The organism is Kitasatospora sp. NPDC006697, from assembly GCF_042869935.1.
GTDB lineage: Bacteria > Actinomycetota > Actinomycetes > Streptomycetales > Streptomycetaceae > Kitasatospora.
In genome coordinates this window covers 55,742-80,471 of the sequence record NZ_JBIAGU010000009.1, presented here as the reverse complement: position 1 = coordinate 80,471, position 24,730 = coordinate 55,742, and the positions used below count along the sequence as shown (strand labels likewise).

At 72.2% G+C, this 24,730-nt stretch carries 26 protein-coding genes; 11 read left to right on the top strand and 15 right to left on the bottom strand.

Features of this window, described 5'->3' with window-relative positions; all coding sequences use genetic code 11:
* Positions 1-4: 4 nt before the first annotated feature.
* The gene (locus ACFYNO_RS14575; protein WP_388010975.1) at positions 5-265 is read right to left on the bottom strand and encodes a hypothetical protein; all 261 of its coding nucleotides are present in this window, start codon (positions 263-265) and stop codon (positions 5-7) included.
* Positions 266-472: 207 nt separating this feature from the next.
* Between ACFYNO_RS14575 and ACFYNO_RS14570 the strand changes: the two genes are divergently transcribed.
* The 7 genes from ACFYNO_RS14570 (at position 473) to ACFYNO_RS14540 (ending at position 8,284) form a co-directional block, all read left to right on the top strand.
* On the top strand, positions 473-784 hold the full coding sequence (locus tag ACFYNO_RS14570; protein ID WP_388010972.1) for a WhiB family transcriptional regulator: 312 nt from the start codon (positions 473-475) through the stop codon (positions 782-784).
* Positions 785-1,142: 358 nt separating this feature from the next.
* Positions 1,143-2,795 carry a hypothetical protein gene (locus ACFYNO_RS14565; RefSeq protein WP_388010969.1) on the top strand — a complete coding sequence of 551 codons (1,653 nt, stop codon included), beginning with the start codon at positions 1,143-1,145 and terminating at the stop codon, positions 2,793-2,795.
* 562 nt (positions 2,796-3,357) lie between these two features.
* The gene (locus ACFYNO_RS14560) at positions 3,358-4,185 is read left to right on the top strand and encodes a hypothetical protein (protein ID WP_388010966.1); all 828 of its coding nucleotides are present in this window, start codon (positions 3,358-3,360) and stop codon (positions 4,183-4,185) included.
* 437 nt (positions 4,186-4,622) lie between these two features.
* Positions 4,623-6,029, top strand: a complete 1,407-nt coding sequence (locus ACFYNO_RS14555) for a hypothetical protein (protein ID WP_388010963.1) — start codon at positions 4,623-4,625, stop codon at positions 6,027-6,029.
* A gap of 52 nt (positions 6,030-6,081) precedes the next feature.
* Positions 6,082-6,702, top strand: coding sequence for a hypothetical protein (locus ACFYNO_RS14550; protein WP_388010960.1), 621 nt, complete (start codon positions 6,082-6,084; stop codon positions 6,700-6,702).
* Positions 6,703-7,075: 373 nt separating this feature from the next.
* On the top strand, positions 7,076-7,720 hold the full coding sequence (locus ACFYNO_RS14545; protein ID WP_388010957.1) for a hypothetical protein: 645 nt from the start codon (positions 7,076-7,078) through the stop codon (positions 7,718-7,720).
* 168 nt (positions 7,721-7,888) lie between these two features.
* Positions 7,889-8,284: a hypothetical protein gene (locus tag ACFYNO_RS14540; RefSeq protein WP_388010954.1), complete on the top strand. Its 396-nt coding sequence runs from the start codon at positions 7,889-7,891 to the stop codon at positions 8,282-8,284.
* A gap of 53 nt (positions 8,285-8,337) precedes the next feature.
* Here the strand turns inward: ACFYNO_RS14540 and ACFYNO_RS14535 are convergent, their stop codons facing one another.
* From ACFYNO_RS14535 to ACFYNO_RS14475, 13 genes are all read right to left on the bottom strand, one after another.
* Positions 8,338-8,718, bottom strand: a complete 381-nt coding sequence (locus ACFYNO_RS14535) for a hypothetical protein (protein WP_388010951.1) — start codon at positions 8,716-8,718, stop codon at positions 8,338-8,340.
* A 166-nt stretch (positions 8,719-8,884) separates the two neighbouring features.
* Positions 8,885-9,214, bottom strand: a complete 330-nt coding sequence (locus ACFYNO_RS14530) for a DUF6354 family protein (protein ID WP_388010948.1) — start codon at positions 9,212-9,214, stop codon at positions 8,885-8,887.
* Positions 9,215-9,390: 176 nt separating this feature from the next.
* Entirely contained in the window at positions 9,391-11,202 is a 1,812-nt protein-coding gene (locus ACFYNO_RS14525) for a hypothetical protein (RefSeq protein WP_388010945.1), read from the bottom strand.
* A gap of 111 nt (positions 11,203-11,313) precedes the next feature.
* Positions 11,314-11,703: a hypothetical protein gene (locus ACFYNO_RS14520; protein ID WP_388010942.1), complete on the bottom strand. Its 390-nt coding sequence runs from the start codon at positions 11,701-11,703 to the stop codon at positions 11,314-11,316.
* A gap of 147 nt (positions 11,704-11,850) precedes the next feature.
* The gene (locus ACFYNO_RS14515) at positions 11,851-12,501 is read right to left on the bottom strand and encodes a hypothetical protein (RefSeq protein WP_388010939.1); all 651 of its coding nucleotides are present in this window, start codon (positions 12,499-12,501) and stop codon (positions 11,851-11,853) included.
* A 73-nt stretch (positions 12,502-12,574) separates the two neighbouring features.
* A complete protein-coding gene (locus ACFYNO_RS14510; RefSeq protein ID WP_388010936.1) occupies positions 12,575-13,165 on the bottom strand; it encodes a hypothetical protein in 591 nt (196 codons plus the stop codon).
* A 45-nt stretch (positions 13,166-13,210) separates the two neighbouring features.
* Positions 13,211-13,579, bottom strand: coding sequence for a hypothetical protein (locus ACFYNO_RS14505; protein ID WP_388010933.1), 369 nt, complete (start codon positions 13,577-13,579; stop codon positions 13,211-13,213).
* A 74-nt stretch (positions 13,580-13,653) separates the two neighbouring features.
* Complete coding sequence (locus tag ACFYNO_RS14500) at positions 13,654-13,992, bottom strand: hypothetical protein (RefSeq protein ID WP_388010930.1); 339 nt, start codon at positions 13,990-13,992, stop codon at positions 13,654-13,656.
* 359 nt (positions 13,993-14,351) lie between these two features.
* The gene (locus tag ACFYNO_RS14495) at positions 14,352-14,840 is read right to left on the bottom strand and encodes a hypothetical protein (RefSeq protein WP_388010927.1); all 489 of its coding nucleotides are present in this window, start codon (positions 14,838-14,840) and stop codon (positions 14,352-14,354) included.
* A gap of 92 nt (positions 14,841-14,932) precedes the next feature.
* Positions 14,933-15,820: a hypothetical protein gene (locus tag ACFYNO_RS14490; protein WP_388010924.1), complete on the bottom strand. Its 888-nt coding sequence runs from the start codon at positions 15,818-15,820 to the stop codon at positions 14,933-14,935.
* An 86-nt stretch (positions 15,821-15,906) separates the two neighbouring features.
* Positions 15,907-17,979: an N-6 DNA methylase gene (locus ACFYNO_RS14485; RefSeq protein WP_388010921.1), complete on the bottom strand. Its 2,073-nt coding sequence runs from the start codon at positions 17,977-17,979 to the stop codon at positions 15,907-15,909.
* A 118-nt stretch (positions 17,980-18,097) separates the two neighbouring features.
* Positions 18,098-18,664, bottom strand: a complete 567-nt coding sequence (locus ACFYNO_RS14480) for a hypothetical protein (protein WP_388010918.1) — start codon at positions 18,662-18,664, stop codon at positions 18,098-18,100.
* Between the two features lie 605 nt (positions 18,665-19,269).
* Positions 19,270-19,701, bottom strand: coding sequence for a hypothetical protein (locus ACFYNO_RS14475; protein ID WP_388010915.1), 432 nt, complete (start codon positions 19,699-19,701; stop codon positions 19,270-19,272).
* Between the two features lie 518 nt (positions 19,702-20,219).
* Between ACFYNO_RS14475 and ACFYNO_RS14470 the strand changes: the two genes are divergently transcribed.
* Positions 20,220-20,441 (top strand): hypothetical protein, encoded by a 222-nt coding sequence (locus ACFYNO_RS14470; RefSeq protein ID WP_388010912.1) that lies wholly within the window; start codon positions 20,220-20,222, stop codon positions 20,439-20,441.
* Between the two features lie 476 nt (positions 20,442-20,917).
* Here ACFYNO_RS14470 and ACFYNO_RS14465 read toward each other — a convergent pair whose 3' ends face one another.
* Positions 20,918-21,121 (bottom strand): hypothetical protein, encoded by a 204-nt coding sequence (locus ACFYNO_RS14465; RefSeq protein ID WP_388010909.1) that lies wholly within the window; start codon positions 21,119-21,121, stop codon positions 20,918-20,920.
* A 254-nt stretch (positions 21,122-21,375) separates the two neighbouring features.
* Between ACFYNO_RS14465 and ACFYNO_RS14460 the strand changes: the two genes are divergently transcribed.
* The 3 genes from ACFYNO_RS14460 (at position 21,376) to ACFYNO_RS14450 (ending at position 24,703) form a co-directional block, all read left to right on the top strand.
* The gene (locus tag ACFYNO_RS14460) at positions 21,376-22,752 is read left to right on the top strand and encodes an IS110 family transposase (protein ID WP_388010906.1); all 1,377 of its coding nucleotides are present in this window, start codon (positions 21,376-21,378) and stop codon (positions 22,750-22,752) included.
* A 371-nt stretch (positions 22,753-23,123) separates the two neighbouring features.
* Positions 23,124-23,573, top strand: coding sequence for a hypothetical protein (locus tag ACFYNO_RS14455; RefSeq protein WP_388010903.1), 450 nt, complete (start codon positions 23,124-23,126; stop codon positions 23,571-23,573).
* The gene (locus tag ACFYNO_RS14450) at positions 23,570-24,703 is read left to right on the top strand and encodes a hypothetical protein (protein WP_388010900.1); all 1,134 of its coding nucleotides are present in this window, start codon (positions 23,570-23,572) and stop codon (positions 24,701-24,703) included. The genes ACFYNO_RS14455 and ACFYNO_RS14450 overlap by 4 nt, the downstream gene beginning before the upstream one ends.
* Positions 24,704-24,730: the final 27 nt, after the last annotated feature.

Genomic DNA, 24,730 nt, shown 5'->3' with positions numbered 1-24,730 from the left:
GCGATCACCTGGTGCTGGATCCGGCGTCGGCATGCTCAGGCGCGGCCGGCTGCCGCCGCGGCATCGTGGCGACGAACACCGCTAGGGCGGCGAGCGCGATCAGGACGACCAGCACGGTGGACACGGTGCCGTGCGGGCGGATCACCCACGCCGCGACCAAGGCGACGGCTGCGCTGGGCAGGCCGAAGACCAGCGCCCAGCGTCGCCACCTCGCCGACTGCGAACGCCCTTGAGCGGAAGCTGAGTTCACGGACGGATCGGGCACAGCTGTCTCCTGTCGGACGGGCACTACTGCCCCGAACCTACGGCGCGGGGCGGCCACTGCGGAATCACTCGAAAGCGTGACAGCGGCAGAGCGACAGTAGCGGTCCCGCTCTCCTTCTCCGTAGGTTCCGCGGACGGTGAATCGCCTACGCTGGTCGGTTGCCGAGGGGAACCGGGTCGGAACGGGAAGAGGAAGAGGGGCGCGGTGGTGGGGGAGACGGACATCGACTGGGGGCGGGCTGCCTGCCGGGGCGTGGACCCGGACGAGCTGTTCGTCGACGGCGCCGCGCAGAACAGGGCCAAGAGCGTGTGCGTCGGATGCCCCATCCGCACCGAATGCCTGGCCGACGCGCTCGACCGGCGGGTCGAGTTCGGAATCTGGGGCGGGATGACCGAGCGGGAGCGGCGTGCCCTGCTCAAGCGCCGACCGACGGTGGTGTCGTGGCGGCGCCTGCTGGAGGCCGCCCGGGCCGAACACGCCCAGCGCGGCGGCGGGGAACGGCTGCCACTCGCCGGATGACGTCGTCCTTGAGGCACGCCTCCGCACCCGGACGAGCGGCCGGGGTCGGCTGCGCAGGTCGGGATCGAAGGAAGACATCTCTCGGGCCCGGCTGGGCGGAAACAGCAGCTGGTTCACTCGTTCGGGGGATGGCCTTGCGCCGCCAGACGGGGATTCGCAAGGATGGAAGGACAGGCTGCGCCCACGGTGCGCGGGCCCGCCGGTCATCCCCACCGTTGACCGTCCCCGGGTGAACTGAGCAACGCTCGAACCGGCACGATGAGCATGATCGACATGATGACGGCGTCCTGACCTGTTGGCTTGGCGTCGCACCGAGGTGGGGCGGTGCGCCACGCGAAGCCCGGTTCAAGGAGCCCCCATGTCCACCACCACCAAGCCCTCCGCAGACCAGCAGCGGCGCGTCCAGCGCACCCAGCCGACCCGGCTCGCCCGACTCCTGGACGCCGAGACGCAGATCGGCTACCAGAAGGCACTCCAGGAAGTCGCCGGCGCCAGCGAGGCCGGCCGGCTCCCGGTTCGCCTCGACCACTACGGCCTCGACCTGGCCCTGCGGATCCTGATGCAGCAGGACTACGCGATGTGGAGCCCGCTCGCCGCCGGCCACCTGTGGCCGGACGTCTACCAGCCGCTGACGCAGGCGCTGCCCGGCGCGCGGGCCAAGCGTGCCCTGGCCGCGCTGGAGCGGGCGCACCTCGCCGGCGCGCACGAAGCGGCCCAGGACGGCGACTTCCACCCTGGCGACGTCCTCGACGCCTACGACGAGGACGGTGAAGACGCCGAGGACGACCTCGAGGACGCGCAGGCGGACAGCGCCGACACCCACGGCGACGGCGACGGCCCGGAGTTGGACGCCGAGGAGCTCGGGATCGCCCCGGGTCCGCAGAAGGACGCCGAGATCGCCGCTCGGTGGTGGCTGGACCGGCTCGCCGAGGATGGCGTGTTGCCCCGCTACCGGATGCCGGACCCCTACCCCGGCCGTACCGAAGTGCCTCTCGACGCCGCGCTGGACACTCTGCGGGCCACCGCCGACGTGGAAGGCTACGAGGACGAGCTGCTCCGCATTGTGGCCGCCGAGCCCCGCGACGTCGACGCCTACGCCCACCTCGGCAGCCTGGCCCTGCAGCGCCACGACGGGGAGTTCGGCGACCTCATCTCCTACGTCGGCCCCACCGCCGCCGACCGCCGCCGCCATCTGAAGGAGGCGCTGGCCTGGTACGAGGCCGCCGTCGCCGTCGGCGAGGCGTCCCTCCCGATGATTTTCCACGGCCGGCTGCCCTGGTCCCAGATGGACAACCGGCCTTTCCTGCGCGCCGTCCACGGTCTGGCCCTGACCTTGTGGCGCCTGGGCCGCTTCAACTCCGCCGAACTCGTCCTGGTCAGCCTGCTCTACCTCAACCCCACCGACAACCAGGGCGCGCGCGAGCTGCTGGCCGACGTCCGCGCCCACCGACGCTGGCACCCTGGCATCACCGAGACCGACGACCAGCGCATCCGCAACGACGTCCTGGTCGTCGCCCGCCGACCGGTCCACACCCGCCCCGGCAGCCTGCGCACCCTGCTCACCGGTGCCGAGAAGCCCACGCCCGACACCGTCGCCGGCATCGTCCGCGCCGCATGCGCTGAGGCCCTGGGAGCCGCCTGGGACGGCCGGTCCGCCCACGTCGTCGTCGGCCACCCGCGCACCGGCATCCAGGTGACGATCGTGGCCCGGCACCAGCGCGGCCACAGCCTCACCCCGGACGAGTACTGGTGGGACGCGCACAACGCCGGCAGCGAGATGGACGGCCCCGTCCTGTTCACCCTGGTCGCCGACCGCGGCTACATCGCGGTCGCCCAACTCCTGCGCGCCGACCAGCTGGCCGCCTACCGCGCCGCCGACCTGCCGCGGCGCGACCGCACCGCCTTCACCACCACCTTCATCCACGGCGACACCCGGTACGGCACCGACCTGGCCTCCTTGGTCGACCACGCGCTCGACGTCCTCCCGGCACAGCCCGGCGCCCGCAAGTGACCACCCTGCTCCGGCCCGCTGCGACACCCCGGGCCGGAGCAGGCCCCAGCGGCGGACCCTGGCAGCCGATCACCGCCGGACGAAGCAGAACACCGTGCTGCTCGATCGGCCCTGTCGAGCTCCCGCTGGCGCCCGGATGGGCTGCCGCGACGCCGGGGCAGCCTCGAAAGGGCCACAGCTTCTGCGACCAGGCGTTGGCGCATAGCTGCGCCAAGAGTGCCCAGCAGTCTGCGGGTTGAACTGGAGCGGCTCAGTCCCGGTGGGGAGGGGCGTGACCACGGATGGTTTCGTCGACCAGAAGTACGGTGGCCGCACTCCGACCCGGCCGCAGGCATTGGCGTCTGCTCGAGTTTCTCGGCATGACACTTGGAGGCGATGGATAGCTCGGCTGGGGCTGGGTCCGCCGTGCGGATCACCCGGCCCATCTCAGCTCGGCCCGCGGAGGTTACCAGATAGTGTCCGTCTAATGCCTGCCTGTCACCTGAGGGCGCTAGGGTGGGCGCACTATCCGGTCAGGTCGGAGATCGTTGTGCGACCCCGAAAACTTCCAAGGTGAGATTCATTGGCCCTGACACTCGCTCCCGAGGTTGAGCTGCGGATTGGTGCCGCCAACGCCCGCGCTCTTCGAGAAGGCACAGGGCTCCCCGAAGCCTTCGAGTGCTACGCCTGCGGTGGCACCGGGTACCCGGTCAAGGAGGAGATCATCGCCTCGGTCCTGACCGTGCCCGGCCGCCAGGAGGTTGTCATCCAACTTGCACATGCTGGCTGTACCTCGTCGGCGGTTCTGTCCATCGAGGAGTTCAATGCCATCGTGGCCGAGCGCGCCCACCATGGCGGTGCACAGCTCGCTGGTGACAACGATGTCGTGGTCAACGGCCGCGTGGTGGGGCGTCGTCCCGAAGCTCAGCCCATGCCGGACCAGCCGGTCGGTGACTGCCCTGCCCAAGGGCTGCACTCAGTCCCGGACGGATTCGGAACGGGCGAGCCACGTGCGGACCGCCTCATCGCCGCTTCCTTCGCCCGCTGCCCTGCGTGCGTGCCGCTGACGCTTGCAGAGATTGAGTCGGCTAAAGCGGTCTCCGGACTGCTGGCGCTGATCGTGAACTGGGCGGCGAACGGCTCACTCGTCTCTGGCAGCGCCAGAGGACTCGCCGGGCAGGCAGCTCTCGAGTCCTGGCAGCGCGGCCTCGCGGGCGAGGTATCCCGCTACACGCTGGAGGCAGCCAAGCGCGTCACGTATCTGGCCGGCGGCACCGGCGGGTCCGCGACGTTCGAAGCTTCACGCCTGGAGCCCTACCTCCACTCGCTGACCCGCCGGCAGCGGCGCGCGATTGCCGAGGACTGCCTCGATGGTCTGCACGGCATCGCTGTCCTCCTCGGGCGGGCGTAGCGCGCCCAGCTACGCGACCGGGCATCCGCGCGGGGCGACCTCCTCTGCCGGCCTGCAACCAGCGGTGTGCCCCAAGACGTGACGACGATCTACCCGGCGGCCATGCCGGGCGACGTACGCCGTCAGCACCGCGGCGCCGGACCCCGTAGGCACGGAATGCTCGTTCGGCATTGGGAACACGGCCGGTACCGGGCCCTGCCGGTCGTGTCGGCTCCATCTCGTTCCGGTGTCAGGGGTACCGCCTACGGTGCTGCCTGCGGCTCTCGCGGCCTTACACGGCGGCGACCCAGCGCCGCAGCGCCGCGAACCACCTTGGAGGTCTCCCTTTGCCTACTCCGCCACTACACGAAATCACCGTTCCGCCCGCAGAGGACGGCGCGGTCAAGCCCTGGCGTAAGCGACTTCAGTCGCTCGACGAGACGAAGCGGGGCGGGTACGTGTGCGTCGGCCCGTGGCTGGAGGCCGGGGCGGTGTACCGCCTGCCGGCCGGGGCGCTGATCGTCGGCGTTGACCGCACCGCGGAGACCGCCCGGCGGGTCCGGCTCTGGCGGGTCAACACCAAGGGCGAGCTGACCGTCATGCGCGACAGCGTGTTCAAGACGTTCGCCGCGGAGTTCGGCGACGGGGTCCGCAAGACCCTCCGGGCGGCGTTGGAGAAGTACCCGCCGACCGCTCACGCCCCGCGGCTCGTGCGCGCCGCTGCACCCCAGGCCCCGCGACCGAACGAGCGGGCCGACCACTGCGCACTGTGCGGCAAGCCGGTAGCCGCGGGCGCCGGCCTGCTCCTCGGCACGCCCGGCAACCGCCAGGTGCAGCACCGGCCGGGCGAATGCCCGCCGCTGCGCAACGAGCGCGGACAGGCGTGCTCGGAGTGCCGGGGCTGGGTCGAGCCGGGCGCCGGCATCCTCAGCAGCCCGTACGAGGGGGTGTGGCGAGTGCGCCACGACGGGACCTGCCCGCCGGAGGGTGAACGGCTCGCCCCTCCCCCGCCGCCTCGCCGCCGCAACGAACGGCCCGACCGCTGCGTGCGATGCGGGCGGGATGTCGCCGAGTCCGAGGGCTGGCTGATCCCGCCGGCGGCCGTCGGCGGGTTCTGGTCGGTGGAGCACGACGGTGAGTGCCCGCCCTTGTCGGCCGGGCAGTACAGCGGGCCGACGTGGCGGATCACCGCGGGCGTGCCCGGCCGGTACAAGCCCGTCCCCTCCGCGTACTGGACGATCGGTCAGGTCGCCCGGTTTGAGGTCTACGAGTGGGAGCAGCCGGTGCCCGAAGACGCGCCCGGCCTGCTCCGTCGGCATGGCATGCCGTCGATGATCGGCGTCGTCCTCTCGGAAGAACGGCCGCGGTACATCCGGGACGAGGACGGTGACGCTCCCACGGACACGCTGATCGGCGAGTCCGGGTGGTTCTTCTGCGGCCGGGTGCGCCCAGCCACCGCGGAGGAAGCGGCGCCGCTGCTCGCCGAGGAGGCCGAGGCCTCCATCGACCGCAAGCTCCGTGCGCGCGTCGGCCGGCTGCTGTCGTGGCGCTACCCGCGCGAGGGCGCCCGCTACCTCCCGGCCGAGGAACTCGACCAAGAGCTCGCCGACGTCGAGCTCGTCGAACTGCGCACCCGGCCGGCCGCGGAGTGCACGGCCTTCGGCCGGGGCCTCTACCCCGATCAGGTGTGGATCGCTGAGGGCCGCGACTGGGTCATGACCACCGCTCACAACGGCATGGATGGCGACGACTGGTCGCTGATCAACTGGCGTCGACACATCGCCCTCCTGCACCCGATGACCGACGAGCTGCGCTGCCTGGTGGACGAGCTGACGGCTCGCTACGGCACCGCCAGCCCGGAGTGAAGCCCCATCCGAAACGAGGGGGACTGTCGGTCGACCGTGGTACCACCCGGTCATGATCGACTCCGCCACACCGCCCGAAGACCTGGACCCGATCCTCCAACTGGCCCGTACAGCCCTGGCCAGTGGGGACCACGACGGCGCCGCCGAACTGTTCGCGCGGGCCGCCCGCGCCGGCACACCCGCCGTCCTGGGGAAGATCGCCGAGGCGTACGCGGAGATGTTCGACGGGCAGGCAGTGGACTGGATGAGCCGCGCCGTCGCCGCGATGAGTGTGCCGGGCGGGATCGTGGTTCATCCGGGGACTCTGCGGATCGTCGCGCCGCACGGTGTGCCCGAGCAGCAGGTGTGGTCGGTCGCGGTCAGGTCGTCCGCCAGGGACCGCCCTGTGGTGGTCGCCGCGTTGGAGGCTGCGGTACCTCGGCTGATGCGGAACACCCACGACGGCCTGGAGCTGACGGACGGCGAGATGGACGCGGCCCTGGCCTCCGGCGTCGACTTCTACAGCCCGAACTACGCGACGGTGGACGCCGCCGTCCCGCGGGTGTGGCTGGACTGCAAGGACGCGGTGCTCCCGGCGATGGCCCTCACCGTGATCCGGATCCTGACCGATGAACTGGGCGCCGCCGGTGTCCGCCAGGCCGGGCTGTGCACCCCCGCGCTGAAGGGCCCGTAGCCCCTTCGCCTCGGACGCGGTCACCTCGCGCGCTGGCCTGCCGGGACGCAGCCGCTGGCGGCCCTGTCCCGAGGGGCCAGACCTGAGCAGCGGGCCGAGCGTGTGCCATCGACCTGCCCGGTGCGATACCGCTGCTGCTCGGGGGGCCCTCGGCCTGTGTCAGTGCCCGCGTGCATAGTTGTCCCAGGCCGACGGTGGCCCGGAGAAGAGAGCGAGCAGGCCCATGCCCACCCCGAGGCGTTCCCGTGAGCGCGTGGCCGCAGTGGTGGACCCCGGGCTTCCCGTGTCGGTCGCTTCCACCGTTCACCGTCTCGCCCGCCAGCATCCCGAGGTACTCCGGAACCCGGAGGGGCCGTTGCCCAGGTGGGCCGGTGTGGACCTCGCCGAGCTGGCCCGTGGCGCCAGGAGTCAAACGGTCGTCGTCGCGATCGCGGTCGGCCTGGTCCCGTTCTTCGCGTGGATGCACCGCGAGATGCAGCGGAACCTGGGTGGCAGCGTCATGTCGTCCGACACCCTTGTGACCCTCATGATCGTGATGGTCAGCGCGTCGTTGGCCATCAACATGCTGCGGGAGTGGCACCGGGCACGCACACCCGGAGGGCGGGCGACCGTCGCCCGGGAACTCGCCGAGGCCCGGGGCCGATACCTGCTGCGCGGAACCGACCTGACCGACGACGCCTGGGCGGCCGTCGTACGGGCGCAGCGGGCGATGAACCTGGTGCTGGCCTCAACGTGGCTGGTTTCGCCGGTGGGGACGGTGGACCGGGACGCCTTCAGCCAGGCAATCTGGGCGACGGCCCGGGCGATGGCGAAGGATGGGAGCTCGGCGGCCGGGGAGACCTTCGCCGTGGCCATCGAGGTGTACGGCCAGAGGATCGACGAGGCCAACAAGATCGACCTGGCCGAGCTGGAGGCCCGTACCCGCCCATCGGCCGGCACTCGCTCCCCGGCCCTGGCCCTGGCTGTGGAGCGGGCCGACAGCGCAGGTGCCAACGCTCTGAAGCTGGCCCTCATCTGACCCTTCACCGGCCCGTTGGCTCCGGACCGCTGTCGGCACGGCGGGGCGAGTGCCTCAACACCCGCGGGTTCGCGTCCAACCCGTCGTCGCTCGTCCCGCCCGGCTGGCCAGGCCCGCGGGCGGGATCGCGTGAGTTCCCCGGAACGTCCCCGGTGAGGAACTTCCGCAGTGCACGATGTGATCGTGACGAACGGTGACATGAAGGCGCCCGGGTTGCCGCTCAGCAGAGATGCCGCGTTAGCTGCCCTCGGTGAGGCTGCTCAGTGGTGGGGCTGCGATGTCCCGGACGATCCCGGCACCAGCGAACTCGCCGCGCTCCTCAACGAGCTGGTCGAACGCCTGCGCACCGACCACAGAGACGAGCGGCTGCGCAGCGCAGTGGTGGACCTGGCGGAGGTCGCCGAAGCGCTGGGGGCCGCGTCCCGGCTCGGCGGCCTGCTGCCCGCCATCTCCCTGTGGCACCTGCGCACCGCCGTGGAGAAGGAGCAGCAGGCCCGCCACCATCTTGCGCGGGCAGCCACCGCTCAGCCGAACGGGGTGCCGCTGTCCACGGCGGTGTCCTGAGCGCCGACGGCGCGGTGCACTCCGTCGGCGCCCAAGCAGGCCGGCACCCTGGGTCAGTCCTCGTCCCCGACGTCGGCGGGCAGAGCCTGCCGGTGATCGTCGCTCCAGGACACCCTGCTCCACCGGTTCGCGTGCAGCGGGGTTCCGCGTCGAGCGTGCCCCGGTGCCTTGTCGCACTGCACCCAGCTCTCGCTCTCCGGATCGGCGCTGTAGAACATCGCCGAGCACATGCCGTCCAGGTGCTCCGGGGTGGCGCCGTAGAGTCCGAGCTGCCCGAGCATGCGGTCGGCGAGCCTCTCCGCTGCTTCGCCGTCAAGCTGCGTGGAGGCCGTGATCAGCTCCACGAGCCGCCCGTACGCTCCCGGGGGTGTGATCGTCGACAGGGCGGTCTTCAACGGGATCATCAAGTCCTCCAACACCGGATCGAGTGGCACCTTCACTCCTCGGTCCCGGCAGGGGCCTCGACCGGCAACAAACTTCAGCAGCGCACGAGTGATGTGCGTCACTCCGGCCCGGCGTGCTGCCGAGTCTGCTCGGCGCCGGGTTCCCGGGGAGAGCCGTCGAACGGGCTCCGTCCGGCTCGGCCGGACGCGAGTGAGGCTACTGTTCGGCGGCGCGGACGACGCGAAGAGCGGCTCGTGCGTAGTCGGCCGGGACGGCATCGGGCCGGTGGACCTCGGCCATGGCGGCCAGCAGCGCCAGGTACTGCGGATCGGCATCGGCCGCGTCCTCGACCAACTCGAACGCGGCGGAGCGCAGCCGGGTGAGGCTCGCGTGGGTCTTCTTGCCCGCCGGTCCGCCGAGGTCGTGCTCGACCACGAGGTCGGCGCGGGTGTCCCCGACGGTGAGCACACGCAGCCGCCGGTCGCGGGACCTCATGTCAGGGGCGAGGTCTCGGTAGAGCTGGCCCTGCGTGACGGTCGCAGTCATGAGTCTTCCCTCTCTGGGTTCGGGGCTGCTGCTCATCGGACAGCACCCTAGGGTCTTGGGTGAACGTGGAAACTCTCGGGGCGGCCAGCGTCTGCACCCGCAGTCCTTGGTCGAACGACACCAGGGGTCGACCGACTTGGCGCTCCGGCGGGCCGCGCCGCTGACCCTCGCGGTGCTCAGCGGCGGACGGGGCGCCGGGTGCGGGACGGCGTGGAGGTAGTGGCCGGCCGGGTGGCCGTGGGGCGGGCGCTGCGGACCACTGCCCGACCGATGCGGGCTACGGCGGCGTTCCTCTTCGGGGCCCTGATCTGCGAGACGTCGTCCCGCTCGTCGGCGGCCCGGATGAAGGGCTTCCGGAGGGCGTAGAGGCCGCGCACGTAGGCGCGGGTCCGGTCCTCCCAGGCGCGGCCCAGGATGTGGCCGATCCAGGCGGCGGCGACCATGGGGCTGACGGTGTCGGCGATGAGCTGGGTCTTGTTGCGGATGCCTTCGCCGCGGCCGACATGGGTCCAGGGGAAGTCGCCGCGGAAGCCGACGGCTCGGCCCAGGTCGGCGTGGTTGTGGGTGAGGCCGTCGGCCTCGCGCTTCCACCCGTACGCGGTGCCGGTCACGGTCGTGCCCGGCTCGTCGGCGTTGAACGTGCCGCCGCCCTTGGGACGGCCGGTCAGCGGGTTGATCCCGCGCACGCCCCGGGTGTTGACCTTGTGCCCCTTCTCCCAGCCCATGCACGCGGCCCAGGTGGTCCTCGGCATCGGCTTGCTGGGCCGGTAACTGGTGAAGGGGCGGGTGTAGCGCATGCACACCATGAAGGTGCGGTTCTTCTTCGAGGCGGCCCCGTAGTCGGCGGCTTCGACCAGGCTGAACTCCGCGTACTCCCAACCGGCTCCGTAGAACTCCGAGGCGATCGCCTCGACGACGTACTCGGCGGCCTTCGACTTCAGGAGGTTCGAGGACTGCTCCATGGCCACCCAGCGGATGTTGTTGTACTTGGCCTGCAGCGCCAGCGGCCAGATGACGGCTTCGGCCATGAGGCCCGTGCGCGCGTCCTTCAGCGCCGCCAGCGGGGCGCGGACCTCGTCCCAGGTGGCTCCGCTGGGCGGGGCGTAGCCCTCCATGCCGTCCCCGGCGTCGTCGACCATGATGAACCCGGCCGCGGCCCCGGCCTGGCTGATCACTTCCTCGACCAGTCCCATGGCTTCCTCCGCGAGCCCGGCCAGCTTCCCGCCGGGCGAAAGCGTCTGGCACGGCGGGGAGAGGATCACCGCGACCACGTAGCGCAGCGCCGGGCTCGCCGGGTCCAGGTCCGTGACCGAGGCGCAGATCCGTCGGAACCCGGCGGCCTGCGCGGTGGCGCACGCGGCTTCGGAGAGGTCGACCCCGACCATGTCGACGGGCTCGCCGAGCACGTGGACGATGCCCTCGCACCAACCCCCCGGTCCGGCAAACAAGTTGACCACCCGGATGGGCGCGCCCGGCATCGGCGCGTAGAGCCATTCCACCGGCCACGGTCCGGCGAGCTCCGCGCGCTCCTGGTCGCTCAGCGACGCGATGTAGGCATCGCGTTCCGCGTCGTCGAGGAGGTCGACGTCGTCCACCGGCAGGCCGAGAGACCTGCTCACCTTCGCCACCGTCACCCGGGCCGCCTCAAGGACCCAGTACGCCATGTGGGCCCGGGCCCAGATGTCGTGGCTCTCCTCCTCCAGCCCCCCGCGGTACTCCCAGCCCTCGTCCTCCACCGACTCGGGCAGCCGCCACCGGCGGGCCTGGCTGATGGCGTCGTACGCCGCGGTGATCTCGTCGGAGTGCGCGTCGGCCAGGGCCAACAGAGCCGCGCGCCTCGCAGCGGCGCGCTCGTGCAGCCGCTCCGCCTCCGCGAGGGGACACGGCGGGGCCACCGCCGCCCCGCCCTCGTTGTCCATGGCAGCCGGGCCGCCGGGGTCGCTGATCGTGTCGGTCGCCCGCCGGGCGCCGGGGGAGGGGAAGTTCATCGTTGCCTCTGTGCTTTCGGCCGGCCCGGGGCGCGGGCGGCGGGAACGGCCCCGGTTCCGGGGCGGCCGGACCGGGACCCGACTGTCAAAACAATAAGGTAAGTCGTAGAGTTAAGAAACTGGGTTCGGATGGTTGTGACCCGCGGCTTCGCCCCGCAGCATCCGCTCGACCTCCTGCTCCCCGAACCCTTCGACCAGTGCGGCCACCTGGGCTTCCAGGCCGCCGTTGCAGATCGCACTCGCCTGTTCGTCGGCGTCGTCGTGCACGGCGTCGAAGGCGTCGAGGTCACTCAGCTCGGGACGGGCCCCGTTGTTGTAGGCGCCCGACGCGCCGCGGTGCACCATCTCGTACACGAGCTCGTCGACGTCCGTCTCCGTCAGTCTCAGCTCGCGGGCCAGGCGGACCAGCGCCGCGGAGCCCTGCGCGTCCTGGCCCGGCTGGGGCGGCGTGCCGGGCTCGGAGTGGTTGCTGTGGTCGGCGTGCCGGTGCGAGGTGGTCATGTGGTCCTCCGAGAGCGAGGGGCTCCGCCGGTATCGGCGAGGCGGGGAGCTGGAACGGGATGGGTGTGTTCGACGGCGCAGCCGGGGCCGCCGGGGTGGCTCCGGCCGGCCGGACGGGCAGATGCCGGCCCGGCCGACCGGGGCCCACTACGGCCGGGACCGTTCGGCGTGGTTGTGCTTCCCGTCGGTCCAGGCGAGCTTGTGGACGGGGTACCCGATCGTCCCGCCGACCCAGGAGCCGGCCGGGCCGGGATGGGGCCGCTCGCCGGCGAGCCAGGCGTACAGGTCCCCTGCCAGGTCCCAGAGCCTGCCGAACCGGTCCTCGGCGAACCACTGGGAGTTCCCGCCGCAGCCGAAGCTGTCGCGGTACTCCCATACACACACCAGGCGCAGCCCGGTGGCCGCGCCCAGGACGGCGAAGACGACGTTCACCTCCTCCTCGGTGTACCCGTCGCGGAACCGGCCCTCCAGCCCGCCGTCGGCGACGACCGGGGCCAGCGCCGCGTCGGCGTACGGTGCCGGAGCCGGGCGGCCGTCCAATGCCGACAGCCCGGCCGCCCCTGCGGCAGCCGCGAAGCTGGACGGCTGTGGTGATCCGGCCGGATCTGTCGCTACGCCCAGATCGGCGAGCCGCCTCCGCAGCGTGGCGAGCTGTTCGGTGAGCTGCCGGGTGAGCAGCTGCTGGCCGTCGGCGGAGGGGAGGCCGGTGGCCATGGCCTCCTCGTAGGACGAGGCGAGGGTGTTGCTCAGGTTGTCGGCCGCGCGGTGGGCCTGCCACAGGTCGGTGGGGTCGGTCATCGGGATCACTCTCAGGGGTGCGGGGGCGCCGGCGGTCTTGCGGCCCCGGCGGATGGCGGATGGGGTGGATGGCTCAGTTGGCGTCGGATTCTCCGGCGACGCTGAGGTCGAACCCGAGGGCGTGGAGGCGCTCCTTGATGGTTTCGACGATGTCGCCGCCCTCCAGGTCGGGGTCGGTCATCGCGTCCAGGACGGTGTCCATCCCGACCCGCGGGTCGGGCTCCGGAGCGCTGACGGCGGGGCGGCCGAACTCACCCGCGAGGACGGCCATGACCGTGCCGAGCATCTGGACGAGTTCCCCGACGTGTCGGTCGGCTGCCTCGTCGTGGGTGTCGTAGTCGTTGCCCAGCAGCGCGCCCTCCGGCCCGACGAACGGGGCGATCTCGGCCCGCTGGCGGGCCAGCAGCGAGGCGTGCGCCGTGATCAGGCCGTGGACAACGCCGCGGGACGACCCTCCGGACGCGACCGGGGCCCCGTCCAGACCGTGGCTGTGGCACATCGCCGCGCACTGGAGCCAGCCGGTGAGCTCCTGGACGCGCTCGCTGCGCACGCGGTCCCACTGATCGAAGGGCTGCGCGGAGACGGCGGCGAGCTCGGCAAGGGCTGCGGCGACGGTGGCGGAGTCGGCATCACCGGGGAGGGTGGTTAGGGCGGTGGCGGTCATCGGATTCCTCGGGGTGGGCGTCGCGCGGTCGGCGCGGACGACGGTTCAGTTGGCGGGTTCGCCGGGGAAGGGGAAGCGGCCGTACGGGTCCAGGAGGACCTCGCCGCACTCCAGGAAGGCCCGGAAGTCGTGGTGGTGGGTGACGAGTCCGCCGAGTCCCTGGCCACGGACGGCGTCGGTGCCGACGGCGTAGTGGGGGCGGACGATGATCTCGCCGACGACCAGCTGGTGGCTGCGTCGGCTGCCGTATCGCAGAGGGTGGGCGTCGCCGGTGCCCGGGATGCGGCTGGCACCGACGAAGGTGACCAATCCGGGCCCGGAGTCCTGGATGTACATCCAGGACGGGACGTGGCGGGCGCGGGGGTCGAGCGCGAGGCCGGCCAGGGCGGCATCGGAGGGGCGGTGCTCGCTCATCAGAGCAGTTCCTTGAGGGCAGGTCCGTGCCGGCGCCGCCAGCGCGGCGCCGGCACGGCGCCGGCACGGGCGGGCTACTGGTCGGCGCCGGTCACGTGCAGCCCCGAGACGCTGGGCAGCCGCGACAGGATCGTGTAGAACTCCGCCGACCGGTACCCGGCCTTGCGCTCCTTCTTGCCGAGCCGGAGCTCCAGGTGCACCTCCACGTCGTCGATGCCGTGATCCCGGGTGGCGATGTATCCGGTGTCCAGGCACGAGAACGTCACCGACTCGACGCTCGTCATCAGTTCGCCGAGGGCGACCCGGTCGCCCCTACGGGGCAGCGGCAGGTCGCCGGTCTCCCAGGTGAAGCTCGCCTCGTAGTCGACCTCGCCGTCACTGATGCCCAGGCCGAAGCTGACCTCTGCACGCATGGCTGTTCTCCGTCTCCGTCGCTGTTGTGGCCACGGCGCGCTGCGCACACAGCCGGGTGGTCGTGCTCCTGGCGGGACTCGAACCCGCGCCGGGTAGACGAGCTTGGAAGACGCGCTTCCCTGCCGGGGGTTCGGGGGTGTCAGCCCCTCGTCGAGGTTCCCCAACCCTGGGGCTTTTGGCTGGCCAGGGCCCGGTCCCGGTGCATCCGCAACCGTCTCGTCATGACGCCGTTCCGTTTTACGGCCGCTCTTCCACTGAGCTACAGGAGCGGGGCGGGCCTGCGCCCTCCCATAGCAGACACATTACACAGACTCAGAGTATTAAGCAATTCTTCTCGGTCGGTTGACCGCTGTGGCCGTCAGCGGGGCTCGCCTGCCTGCGCCGGGTCGGCTTGCCGCCGGTCGCTCCGCGTCTCCGGCGCGGCCTGGTATGGATGCCAGGACGCCGCCGCGCGGTGGGGCAGGTGGGCGGCGACGAGGGTCGGCCAGTCGGTCTGGTCGTGCTCCTTCGGGGTGATCGGGTGCGTGATCCAGTTGGTCGCCCCGGTCTCGTCGCTCAGCAGTGCCTCGACCAGGCACTCCCGGCACAGGCCGATCTCGGGCGTCCAGTCCCGGAAGGTCGCGGGCGTCTGGGGGTGCAGCACCGCGTGGCGCTGGGTGGCCTCCAGGATCAGGCGCGGCCAGTCGACGGCGCGCGCCACCCGCTCCAGGATGGCCGCCATGGCGTCCTCGACCGCCCAGACGTCCTCGGCGGGCATGGTGGCGTAGCGGCGGGTGCGTTCGTCCCAGCGGTGGTTCCCCAGCACGTCCTGCCGGAGGGCCTTGATCACGGCGAGTCGGTTGGGCATGGGAAGTCTCCTCGGGTCTGGTGGGGTGCGGATCGGGCGAGGGGTCCCGCCCTGCGGGTTCGGGGCGAGCGCCGGCCCGGCCGCGGGGTGCGTCACAGGGGCCAGTACGGCGACCGGGCGGGGGTGGGATACAGCAGCGGTCGCCGCTCGTGCTCGGCGATCGCCCGCTCGGCGCGCCGGTGCGTGGGCTCTGCGAGGTCGCGCGGGTCGCCGAAGGCGTCACCGCAGGAGACCGTCACGTTGCCGCCCAACCGCCACAGCCGTGAATTGATCGCACAGCAAGCCGAGTTGACGGGGTCGATGTCGTTCAGCCACCAGTGGTAGAGGCCCGGGTCGATGCCCTGGAAGCGCAATGCGGCCGCGGCCGCCCGGACCATGGTGCCGGTGCCGGCGCACGGTTCGAGGAGGACGGCGCCCGGCGCCAGACGCTGGGCCAGCGTGATCTCGCCGGCGGGATCAGAGGCGATCGACGGGGTGAAGAACTCGCCGCGCGCCTGCTTCTGGCCATGGCCGCGCATCCGCTGGACCAGGAGGCCGAGGAGGTCTTCCGATTCGCAGCGGGCCAGGTCGGCGCAGTACTCCAGCAGTCCGGCCCGCACGAGGATGCGCGCGTAGTCGGCCAGGCCGCGGATGTCGCTCTCGCTCGGATCGGCGAGCCAGGCGTGCAGCGGCCCGGCGGCGTCGGCGAGGACGGGGTCGGACGCCCACAGGCTGTTCCAGCTGGCCCGCAGGGCGTCGGCCAGCTCCGCGTCGTTCAGGGGGATCAGCACCGGGCCGTAGTCCGGCCCGTCCGCCCGGCTGGGGGAGCACAGGGCCAGCCCGGCCAGCGTGCCGACGGCGATGGCCACCTCGCCCGTGCCGCCACGGTTCTCCAGCCACCACCTGTGGGCGGCGTCGATGATGGACCGGCCGTGCTCGTGCCCGTTCTCGGGGACCATGAAGCGCCGGAAACCGGCGGGAGGGATGCCGTACAGAGTCATGTCGTACTCCAAGAAGGGGCCCGAGGCCGGGCCCGAGAGCGGGGCGGTGGGACCACCCCGCTCTTTCCATATGTGAATTCGTATCGTTAAGAAATCTGGTGGGCGTCTTGAGCGGCCCAGGGTTCACGGGCCCAGAGCGCCTGGATCTCGGCCTGGACCGCCCTCAGGTCGGCGTCGATCTCCTCCAGCGGCCGGGGCGGCGTGTAGACGTAGAAGTGGCGGGTGAAGGGGATCTCGTAGCCGACCTTCGTCTTGGTGCGGTCGATCCAGGCGTCGGGGACGAACGGCAGCACCTCCCGCCGCACGTATTCCTCCGGGTCCTGGCCGAGCGGGACGTTCTCGAAGTCCCGCAGCGCCGGGTCCGGCAGCGGCCCGTCCGCCGAGCCCTGCACCTCGCCCTCCGGATCGCTCACCCCCCACGCCTCACGCAGCGCCCTGGCGAACGCGGCACCCGACGGACACGCCAGCCCGGCCGAGACGACCACGGCGGTGAGCGCGTCGAGGGCATCCGCCTCCGTCGCCCACACCGAGCCGGTCAGCGGGCGCAGCGCCTCGGTGAACGCGACCGCGTCTGCCGCCCGCTGGACCGGCTTCGCCGCCGCCAGCTGCGCGATGGACGCCTCACTGGCCTCGAAGCGGAGCCGGAGGGGGCGTTCGACCGTGATCCGCCGGTAGCCGAAGTCCTCGTTGCGGAAGACCTTCACCTTCCCGCCCGCCGTACCGCCGGCACCGTCGGGCGCGTGAGCCAGCGGGACCGGAGGCGCTTCGGAGTACAGGCGGGTCAGCTCGGCGATGTGTTCCTCACCGAGTTCCTTGCGCTTGTCGCCCAGCGCCCTGCGCATCTTGCGCCAGTAGTCCCGGGCGTCCAGCAGGACGACACCGCCCTTGCGGTGCGCGGCCTTGCGGTTGGTCAGCACCCACACGTAGGTGGAGATGCCGGTGTTGTAGAAGAGCTGGTCGGGCAGCGCGACGATGCCCTCCAACAGGTCGTTCTCCAGGATCCACTGCCGGATGCGGGACTCCCCGGATCCGGCCTGGCCCGAGAACAGCGGCGAGCCGTTGAAGAGGATCGCGATCCGGCTGCCGCCGTTGCCCGATGCGTCGACCGGCTTCATCTTCGCGATCATGTGCTGGAGGAAGAGCAGCGCGCCGTCGTTGACCCGGGGAAGGCCGGCGCCGAACCGGCCGCGCTTGCCCAGCTCCTGATGCTCGCGCTCGACGGCGTTCTTGGCCTTGCGCCAGTCGACGCCGAACGGCGGGTTGGCCAACAAGTAGTCGAACACCGCGCCCGCATGGCCGTCCTGCGTCAGCGAGTTGCCGAGGACGATGGCCTCGGGGGCCTGGCCCCTGACCATCATGTCGGGCCGGCAGATCGCCCAGGACTCGGGGTTCAGCTCCTGCCCGAACACCTCCACCGGGCTGTCGGGGTCAAGACGCCGCAGCTGTTCCTGCGCGGCGCTGAGCATGCCGCCGGTGCCGCACGCCGGGTCCAGGACCGTCCGGGGCTCTCCCGGCGTGCCCGGCGCCTGCCCGTCGGCCGGAGCGAGAAGGTTCACCATCAGCCGGACGACCTCCGGCGGGGTGAAGTGCTCCCCGGCCGTCTCGTGGGACTGCTCGGCCCACCGCCGGATCAACTCCTCGAAGAGGTAGCCCATCTGGTGGTTCGACACGCCTCCACGCTGCTCCCCGTCCGCGTCCGGCGGCGCCGCGAGCCCGGCGGTCTCCTCGGCCGGCCGCAGATCCAGCTCGGCGAAACGCCCTGCGACATGGTGCAGCAGCCCCGCCGCGGCCAGCCGTTCCACCTGCCGGCCGAAGGCGTACTGTTCCAGCGCCTCGCGCGCCTCCGGCGAGAACTCGCGGCAGTACGCGAGCAGCTGCTCGGCGCAGTCCGAGCCAGCGTCCGCGATGGTGTGCAGCGCGAGCGGACTGGTGTTGTAGAAGCCGGCCCTCGTGATCGCCCGCAACTCGCCGTCCGGCGTGCCCTCGGCCGCCGCGGCCAGGACGGCTTCCTTGGTCGGCTCCAGGACACATTCCAGGTGCCGCAGCACCAGGAAGGGCAGGATCACCCGGCCGTACTCCGACTGCTTGAAGTCTCCGCGCAGGAGCTCGCTCACCGCCCAGATCCGCGACGACAACTCCGCGTGCGTGGCACTGCTCAACGGGCACCTCTCCAACAAGGACGGCACGGCCGGGCAGGGCCCGGCGCGGCCGGTAGGAACGAAGGGAACATCGGGACCGGTCCGCCGGGCGCCCCGCACCCGGCGGACCAGCACAACCTCAGCCGCACGACTGCCCGCACTTCTCGGGGTCGTGGTAGCCGTCCGCGTACTCGGTGACCTTGTCGCGTACCGCCTGCGGCACCTCGGGCCCGAGCGCCGTCACCGAGCTCCACCACCCGTGGTCGGCCCCGCTGCGGCCCGGGTCGATCGTGTGCACGACGGCCCGAGCGGGGGTGCCGTCCACGTAGACGTGCACCTCGGTGCCGTCGTCGGGGGCGCGGTCCACCACCACGTCGATCCGGCGGCCGACGGGCGGCCCGGCGACCGGCGTCCGAGTCGGATGTTCGGCTGCCCTGACCCAGGCGCCGAAGATCTCGTCGCGTCCGTGAGGTCCCAGGGACTCGAGCAGCACCGCATCGAGGACGCCCAGGTCAACCGTCGCCCACCCCGAGGGAAGGCCCTTGTCCAGGTCATCGGCGCGGCGGTTGAGGAAGTTCAGGACGGAGGACTTGGTCACCCTCGGATCGTCGGCGGTCAGTTCCAGGCGGCGTGCCATCTCGGCGGCCGCGTCACGCAGTGCGGCGCCGCCCGTGACGGGGGACTGGTGGAGGGGGCTTGCGGGCATCGGGTCGTGCGTCATCAGAAGTCCGATCTCGGTGCGTGCCGGGGCAGCCCCGGCACAGGCAGGGGAGCCCCGGGGCGGGGCTGGCTGGGCTGCGCAGTGGTCAGGCGTCCGGCGCGGCTTCGTCCCGCCGCCAGCGGCGCGATTCGATCCGGCGGGCGATCCGTCGCTCTGCCGCCTTCGCCCGTCCCCGGGCGAAGGCGTAGTAGAAGCAGGTGCATCCTTGGCGGGCCCGGACACACCCGCCCCGGTGTCCCGGGCGGGTGGCGGGGAGCAGCATGCGCACTGGGCCTCCGTGCGGGTTGGGGTGGTGGTAGCGCGGGCGGCGTAGCGCCGGGGACCGGTGCATGGCCGGGCCGGGCGGGGCTGATCACCCGCGAGCGGCGTCGGCCCGGGCGTCTTCAGCGGTGTAGCCGCAGTCGCATCCCGGGTGGCAGTACGAGCCGGCCGGGGCGAAGCAGCCCTCGCACGGCTCGTCGAGCTCCTGGGGCAGGAACGGACGACGCCTCGTTCCGTCGACGCTGGGCTGGGGCAAGGACATGGCTACTCCCGTAGGTGACATGGGACCGGGGGCGGGCCCGGGGCGGTGGAGGTCCGTCGCGTGCCGGTCACCGCTCGATCGGCCCCGAGACGGTGATGGTGGTCGAGGCCGTCGTGGCTCCGTCGAGGGTGGTGCTGGCCCAACGCATCGCGCTGACCTCGGTGATCGGACCGAGTTCGCCGCCGTCGGGGTCTTCCCCGGTGATCAGGAGCTTGACGTCGACATCTCCGGCGCTCGTCCGCGCGTCGGTGAGCCGGGCGATGAGGTCGCGGACCGTCAGCGTGGGCTCGGAGGGCGGCTGCGGGGCGTCCTGGTCCTCGTTGCGCCCTTCGAGCAGCACCCTGACGGGGCCGGTTCCGCGGTGGCCCCGGTCGGTCTTCACACCGACGACAGGTCCTTCGGCGCCCTCCCACTTGCCGGACAGGACCGAGTCGACCGCGACGTCGCCTACACGCTGGTGCTGCTCCTCAAGCCGGGTGAGAAGTTCCGAAATTCGCATCGCTGTGCCCCTTCATGGCGAGGAGATCGACGTGGTGATGAGCGGCGCGCTGCGCCGCGACCGATATCCTGACCATAAGCGAAATCGTAGAGTTAAGCAACTAGAGGGGGAACTGTGCCCCGTCCGAGAGTGTGCACGCCGCCTCGCCGGGGAACCGGCCCTCCCGGTCCGGCCACACCGCCTGCCAGGCGGGCGGGTTGAGGCTGTAGACGGGGTGTCCGCGGGGGTCGGGAGGTCCACTGATCATCCGTTCGGGAGCGCTGGGGTCTCCAGGGGCGCGCCCTGGGCCGGCGGGGTGGGTTGGGATTCGGGGTCTCTCTGCCTGGGGCGAGGGTCGCCGAGCTGCCATCACATTGTGCCTACTCATAGAATTAAGCAAGAAAGGGTGCGAGGTCCAATCCACCTGACCTCCTGTCGGGCGGGAGGGGGCGAAGGACACTCGGCACGTTCTGCCGAAGATCCAGAACCGCTAAGGCCGATCTCACACACTCCGTCAACCCGCAGGGAGCAGGACGTGGATGGCCACAACGCCATCGGCGCCGGTGCCACCCTTCACCTCACCATCCAGGCGGGCAGGATCGGCCCCGGCGACGACCGGCCGTCCGCCGCGCTCGACCGCCTGGACACCCCCTGCGCCGGCCGCGCTGACCCGCGGCGAGTACGACGCGGTGATCGCCTACCTCGGCGAGCGCACCGACTCAACCGCCCGCGCGCTGCGCGACCGGCTGGCCGGCCGCTGACCCGGCCCTCGGAGAGCCGGACGCGGCGGAGCATCGGCCCGTGCCGTCCACCTTCCGGTCGGAGGCGGCGCTGTTGAAGGCGCTCGGTGTGCCGCCGCGGGCATGCCGCCAAGGAACCGCCGGCACCGGCGAACGGCCCCGCCCGATCGGTCCGGCACCGGAGCGCCCGGCGGCCGGTCACCGACCGGCAGCCGGGCGCTTGGCGGCATCGCCGGACGGCGCACCGCGCCCACTGAGCGAGGAGCGCCCACCCGGCCGTCGGTCACCGACGGGAGGAGCGGCGGTCCGACCGGCGCCACCGGGCACGGTCCGGAGCAGCGGGCGGGCGCTGCCGGTGGACGATGGGCGGCGACGCCGTCAGGGCGTACATCCTGGTGTAGGCGCAGCGCCGCGAGCCGATGGGGCGGCGATCCGTGCTGCGCCCCCAGTCCGCCGGCCGTGGGCACCGGCGCCCTCACTGCAGCCCCCGGGCGCGGTCAGGGGGCGGGGTGCTGTCCCTCCGTCAGCTCGGAGTGCAGGTCCGCCGGGTACAGCGAGGTCTTCAGCACCATCTCCAGTAGCAGCAGGGTGTGGGCGGCCGGCAGGCGGTCGCCGTCCAGGATGGCCAGGATCGTGGGGTGCGTCATGCCCTGCCCGGCCTGCTGCGCGAGCGCGCGGGCGCCCAGTTTGCGGTGCTCCATGGCCGCTGCGAGAGCCAGTGCCACGGCCTGCCCAAGGCGGGCGCCCGGAGGCGCGTCGGGAGCGAGCGGCCCCTCCGGCCAGACGCCGCCGGGCGCGAGGTGCGCCCGGGGGACCACTGCCCATGGCATCGACTCGCACCCCGCTGTGATCTTCGGACTCAACTGACCTGCCCCATTCTCCCGTGCTCCGGCGCGCAGACCGTGCCGATCGTGGTGGTATTTTTTAATACCACCAAGGGAAGGAATGTTCGACCGTGCTGTTCGCGGGCATCGACTGGGCAGACCGCTGGCTCGACATCGCCGTACTCGACAAGGCCGGCCGGCCACTAGTCGAGCAGCGCATCGTCTACGCCACCACCCCCGATCCTGTCGCCACCTACCTGGCGCTTCTCCAGCCGCTCGCCCGCCGCTGGAGATCCACCGTCACCGGGATCGAGGAGACCGGCCTGCCCTTCGCACGGGCCCTCTCCGCCGCGGACATGAAGGTCGTCCACGTCGACCCGACCAGGGCGGCCCGGCACCGCACCGCCCTGGGCATCCCCAAGAACGACCGCGCCGACGCGCGGATGATCGCCGACCTGGCCCGCCAAGGCGTCGCCCGCCCCGTTGTCGACAGCACCCCGCAGTCGCAGGCGCTCCGAGTGATGACCCATGCCTACCGGGCGGCCGTCCGCGACCGGATGGCGGCCGCTCACGCACTGCGCGCCACCCTCTCCCGGGCCTGGCCGAACGCGATCACCGCCTGGCCCGCGACCCGTGGCGGCCTGGGCAGCCCCCAGGCCCTCGCCGTCCTCCTCGCGGCGCCCAGCCCCCGGGCAGCCAGCCGGCTCACCCGCGCCCAGCTGGCCGACCTGCTGCGCGGCGCGGGCCGCACCCCCGGCACCGACCGTGAGACCGAACGCCTGCAACTCCACTTCCGCCGGCCCGCCATGCTGCTCCACCCCCTGGTCGAGGAAGCCGAAGCCGTGCGGATCACGGACCTGACCGCCACCCTGGCCGCCGCGGCCGACCGGGCGGCCCGCCTCGAAGCGCAGACCGCCGACCACTACGCCCGCCAGCAGCACCACCACATCACCGCCGGCATCCCCGGCATCGGCACGATCCTCGGCGCGCAGATCATCTCCGAGATCGGTGACCGGCCGTACGAGCGCTTCGGCAGCGGCCGCGCCCTGGCCGCCTACGCGGGCGTCGCGCCGGTCACCTGGGCCTCCGGAACCACCGCCCGGGTATCGCTGCGCCGCGCCTCCTCCACCCTGCTGCGCAGCACTCTGCACCTCGCCGCGTTCTCCTGGGCCATGCACTCCCCGGGCGCGTCCGCCTACTACCGCAAGCGACGCGAGGCCGGAGACGCCCACGCGACCGCCCTGCGCAAACTCGGCCGACGGCTCGTCCTGTGCCTCTACCACTGCATGACCACCCAGACCCCCTACAACGACGCCGCCGCCTTCGGCTACATCCCCGGCGAGGCCCCCGCCCTGGGCCGCAAGCCCCCACTCGGCGATGCCGAGATCGCCCACGCCCGAGAACTCCTCCTGGCCCCGGGCAGCACCATCGCCGAAGTCGGCCGGGCGCTCGGGGTCAGCGCCCAGACGATCCGCCGGCACGTACTGGGCGAGCCACGCTCCCGCTGACCGGCACCCGCCCGTCCGAGGACGGCGGTGTCCACCGCACCACGGTGGAGACCCCCGCCCTCGGCCGAGGGCGGACGAGGTGGGTGGGCCGCGGTACGCCCGATTATCTCCGGGCCGCGAGCCCCTACGTGGGAATGGCGACCGCACCGCCCGCCCACCTCACCAAGCTGACGCGCAGGCCGCGTTGACACCGAACCGAAAGGACGCTCCTTGGACCTCGTCGCCCCGCCGGGAACCTGTTCCGTCCCCCGTCGACAGTCGACCGGTGTCCTGCCGGGTGCCGCGGGACGAGACGGGCAGAAACGCTCTGTGACTGTCAGTGCACGCCGGGACAATGGCGGCCGGACCAAGCCGGGAAGGAGTGCTGGACGGTGATCGAGGTGAGAGACCCGGGACAGCTGCCGGTGGACCTGGGGGCCGCGCTGGCGGCCAGGGCGCGAGGAGCGTGGTCGCAGGAGGCCGCGGTGTGGCTGCTGACCGGCGACGGCGGGATGTGGCTGCCGCGCCTGGAAGCCGGCGACTTCGTGAAGTGGATCGGGGACGACCACGCCATGGCATACGTGGACTGGCCGGAGGTCTGGGCGGTGCTGGACGAGATGCCGGACGCCGACGACCCGGACCCGCTGCGCGCGGGCACCACCACCTCGCAGCTGATGGTCCTCCGGATCGCCGGGGCGCTCGACTTCAACGGCTGCCCGGCAGTTCTGGCGCACCAGCTGCCCGGCCTGAACGAGCACGACACCCGGAGAGTGCTGCACGCCATGGCTTGGTCCGCGCGCGGCCGCAGCTACGCCCGGACGCTAGGAGTGCTGACCGCGTGAACCAGTATGCCTATGCCGCACCGTCCCCGATCCGGCTGCCGGACTGGCAGCGCAAGACGCTGCGCTTCTACCGCACCGACACCGCCCGGGCACTGATCGAGACGGCCAAGCTGAAGCAGCGCATGGTCGGGGTCGAGCCGACCTGGGAGTCACTCACCGAACGCCAGCAGGCCGCCCAGGTCATGGTCGCCGAGGAGGCCGCCCGGCTGTCGGCCGCCGAACTGCGCTGGATCGGACCAGACCTGACCGCCACCGCCCGCGAGTACGCGCTGGCCGACCTCGGCCACGTCTGCATCGACCACGGCTTCCCCGTCCCGCCCGGCGGCGAGGAGGACGCCCCGCAGAACCAAGACGGCTTCGCGCTGTTCGCCGAGGCGTACGCGGTGACCGGCGACGGCGGCAAGCTGGTCGCCGCCTCGTGGTCGCGCTGGACCCCCGGCGACCGGGACTGGGAATCCAGGTGGCTGTCCTGGGACCAGTACGGGCGGGACACCGCTCAGACCGAACTGCTGCGCGCTGCCGCACGGGACGGCGGCACGTGGGACGGCGGCTGGTGGCTCACTTTCTACTCGCTGTCCGCCCGGCCGGACCGACGCCCACGCGGCAACATCGGCCCGCTGCTGCCGCTGGCCGAGCTCGTCCTCCCGGACGGCTGGGAACTGCCGGCCAGGGACCGACTGGAAGGGGACGCCACACCATGGCACTACGCCCGGCCGGTGCTGGCCGCGCTGCGCCTGCTACGTGACCTGCCCCGCGAACTGACCGTCGGCGAGCTCTCCCAACGCGTCGAGCACGTTGAGGAGAGCGCAGCCCGGCAGCGAGCGGACCGGCGGGCCGGCATCACCGGGCCCCGCCGGGTGTCGGTGATCCACGAGGACGCCCCGCTGCCCGGCCCGGTGCAGCGCCGACCGGACCGCGAGGTGGTGCCGCGCGGCCCACTCGAGGTGCGCGTTCCGGTACAGAAGTACACCCGCTGCCCCAACCGGGCCGAGCACGGCCCCGGCTGCCAGCACCGCGAGGTGAAGGGCTACACCCGCGGCCCCGAGGGAGCACCGCTGTACGACCACTCACAGCGGGTGCGGGCCGCCGGAGCTCGGCGCCGGCCGCAGGGCGGCACCGAGGACGAATGACCACGACCGCCGAGGTGCCCGAGGCAT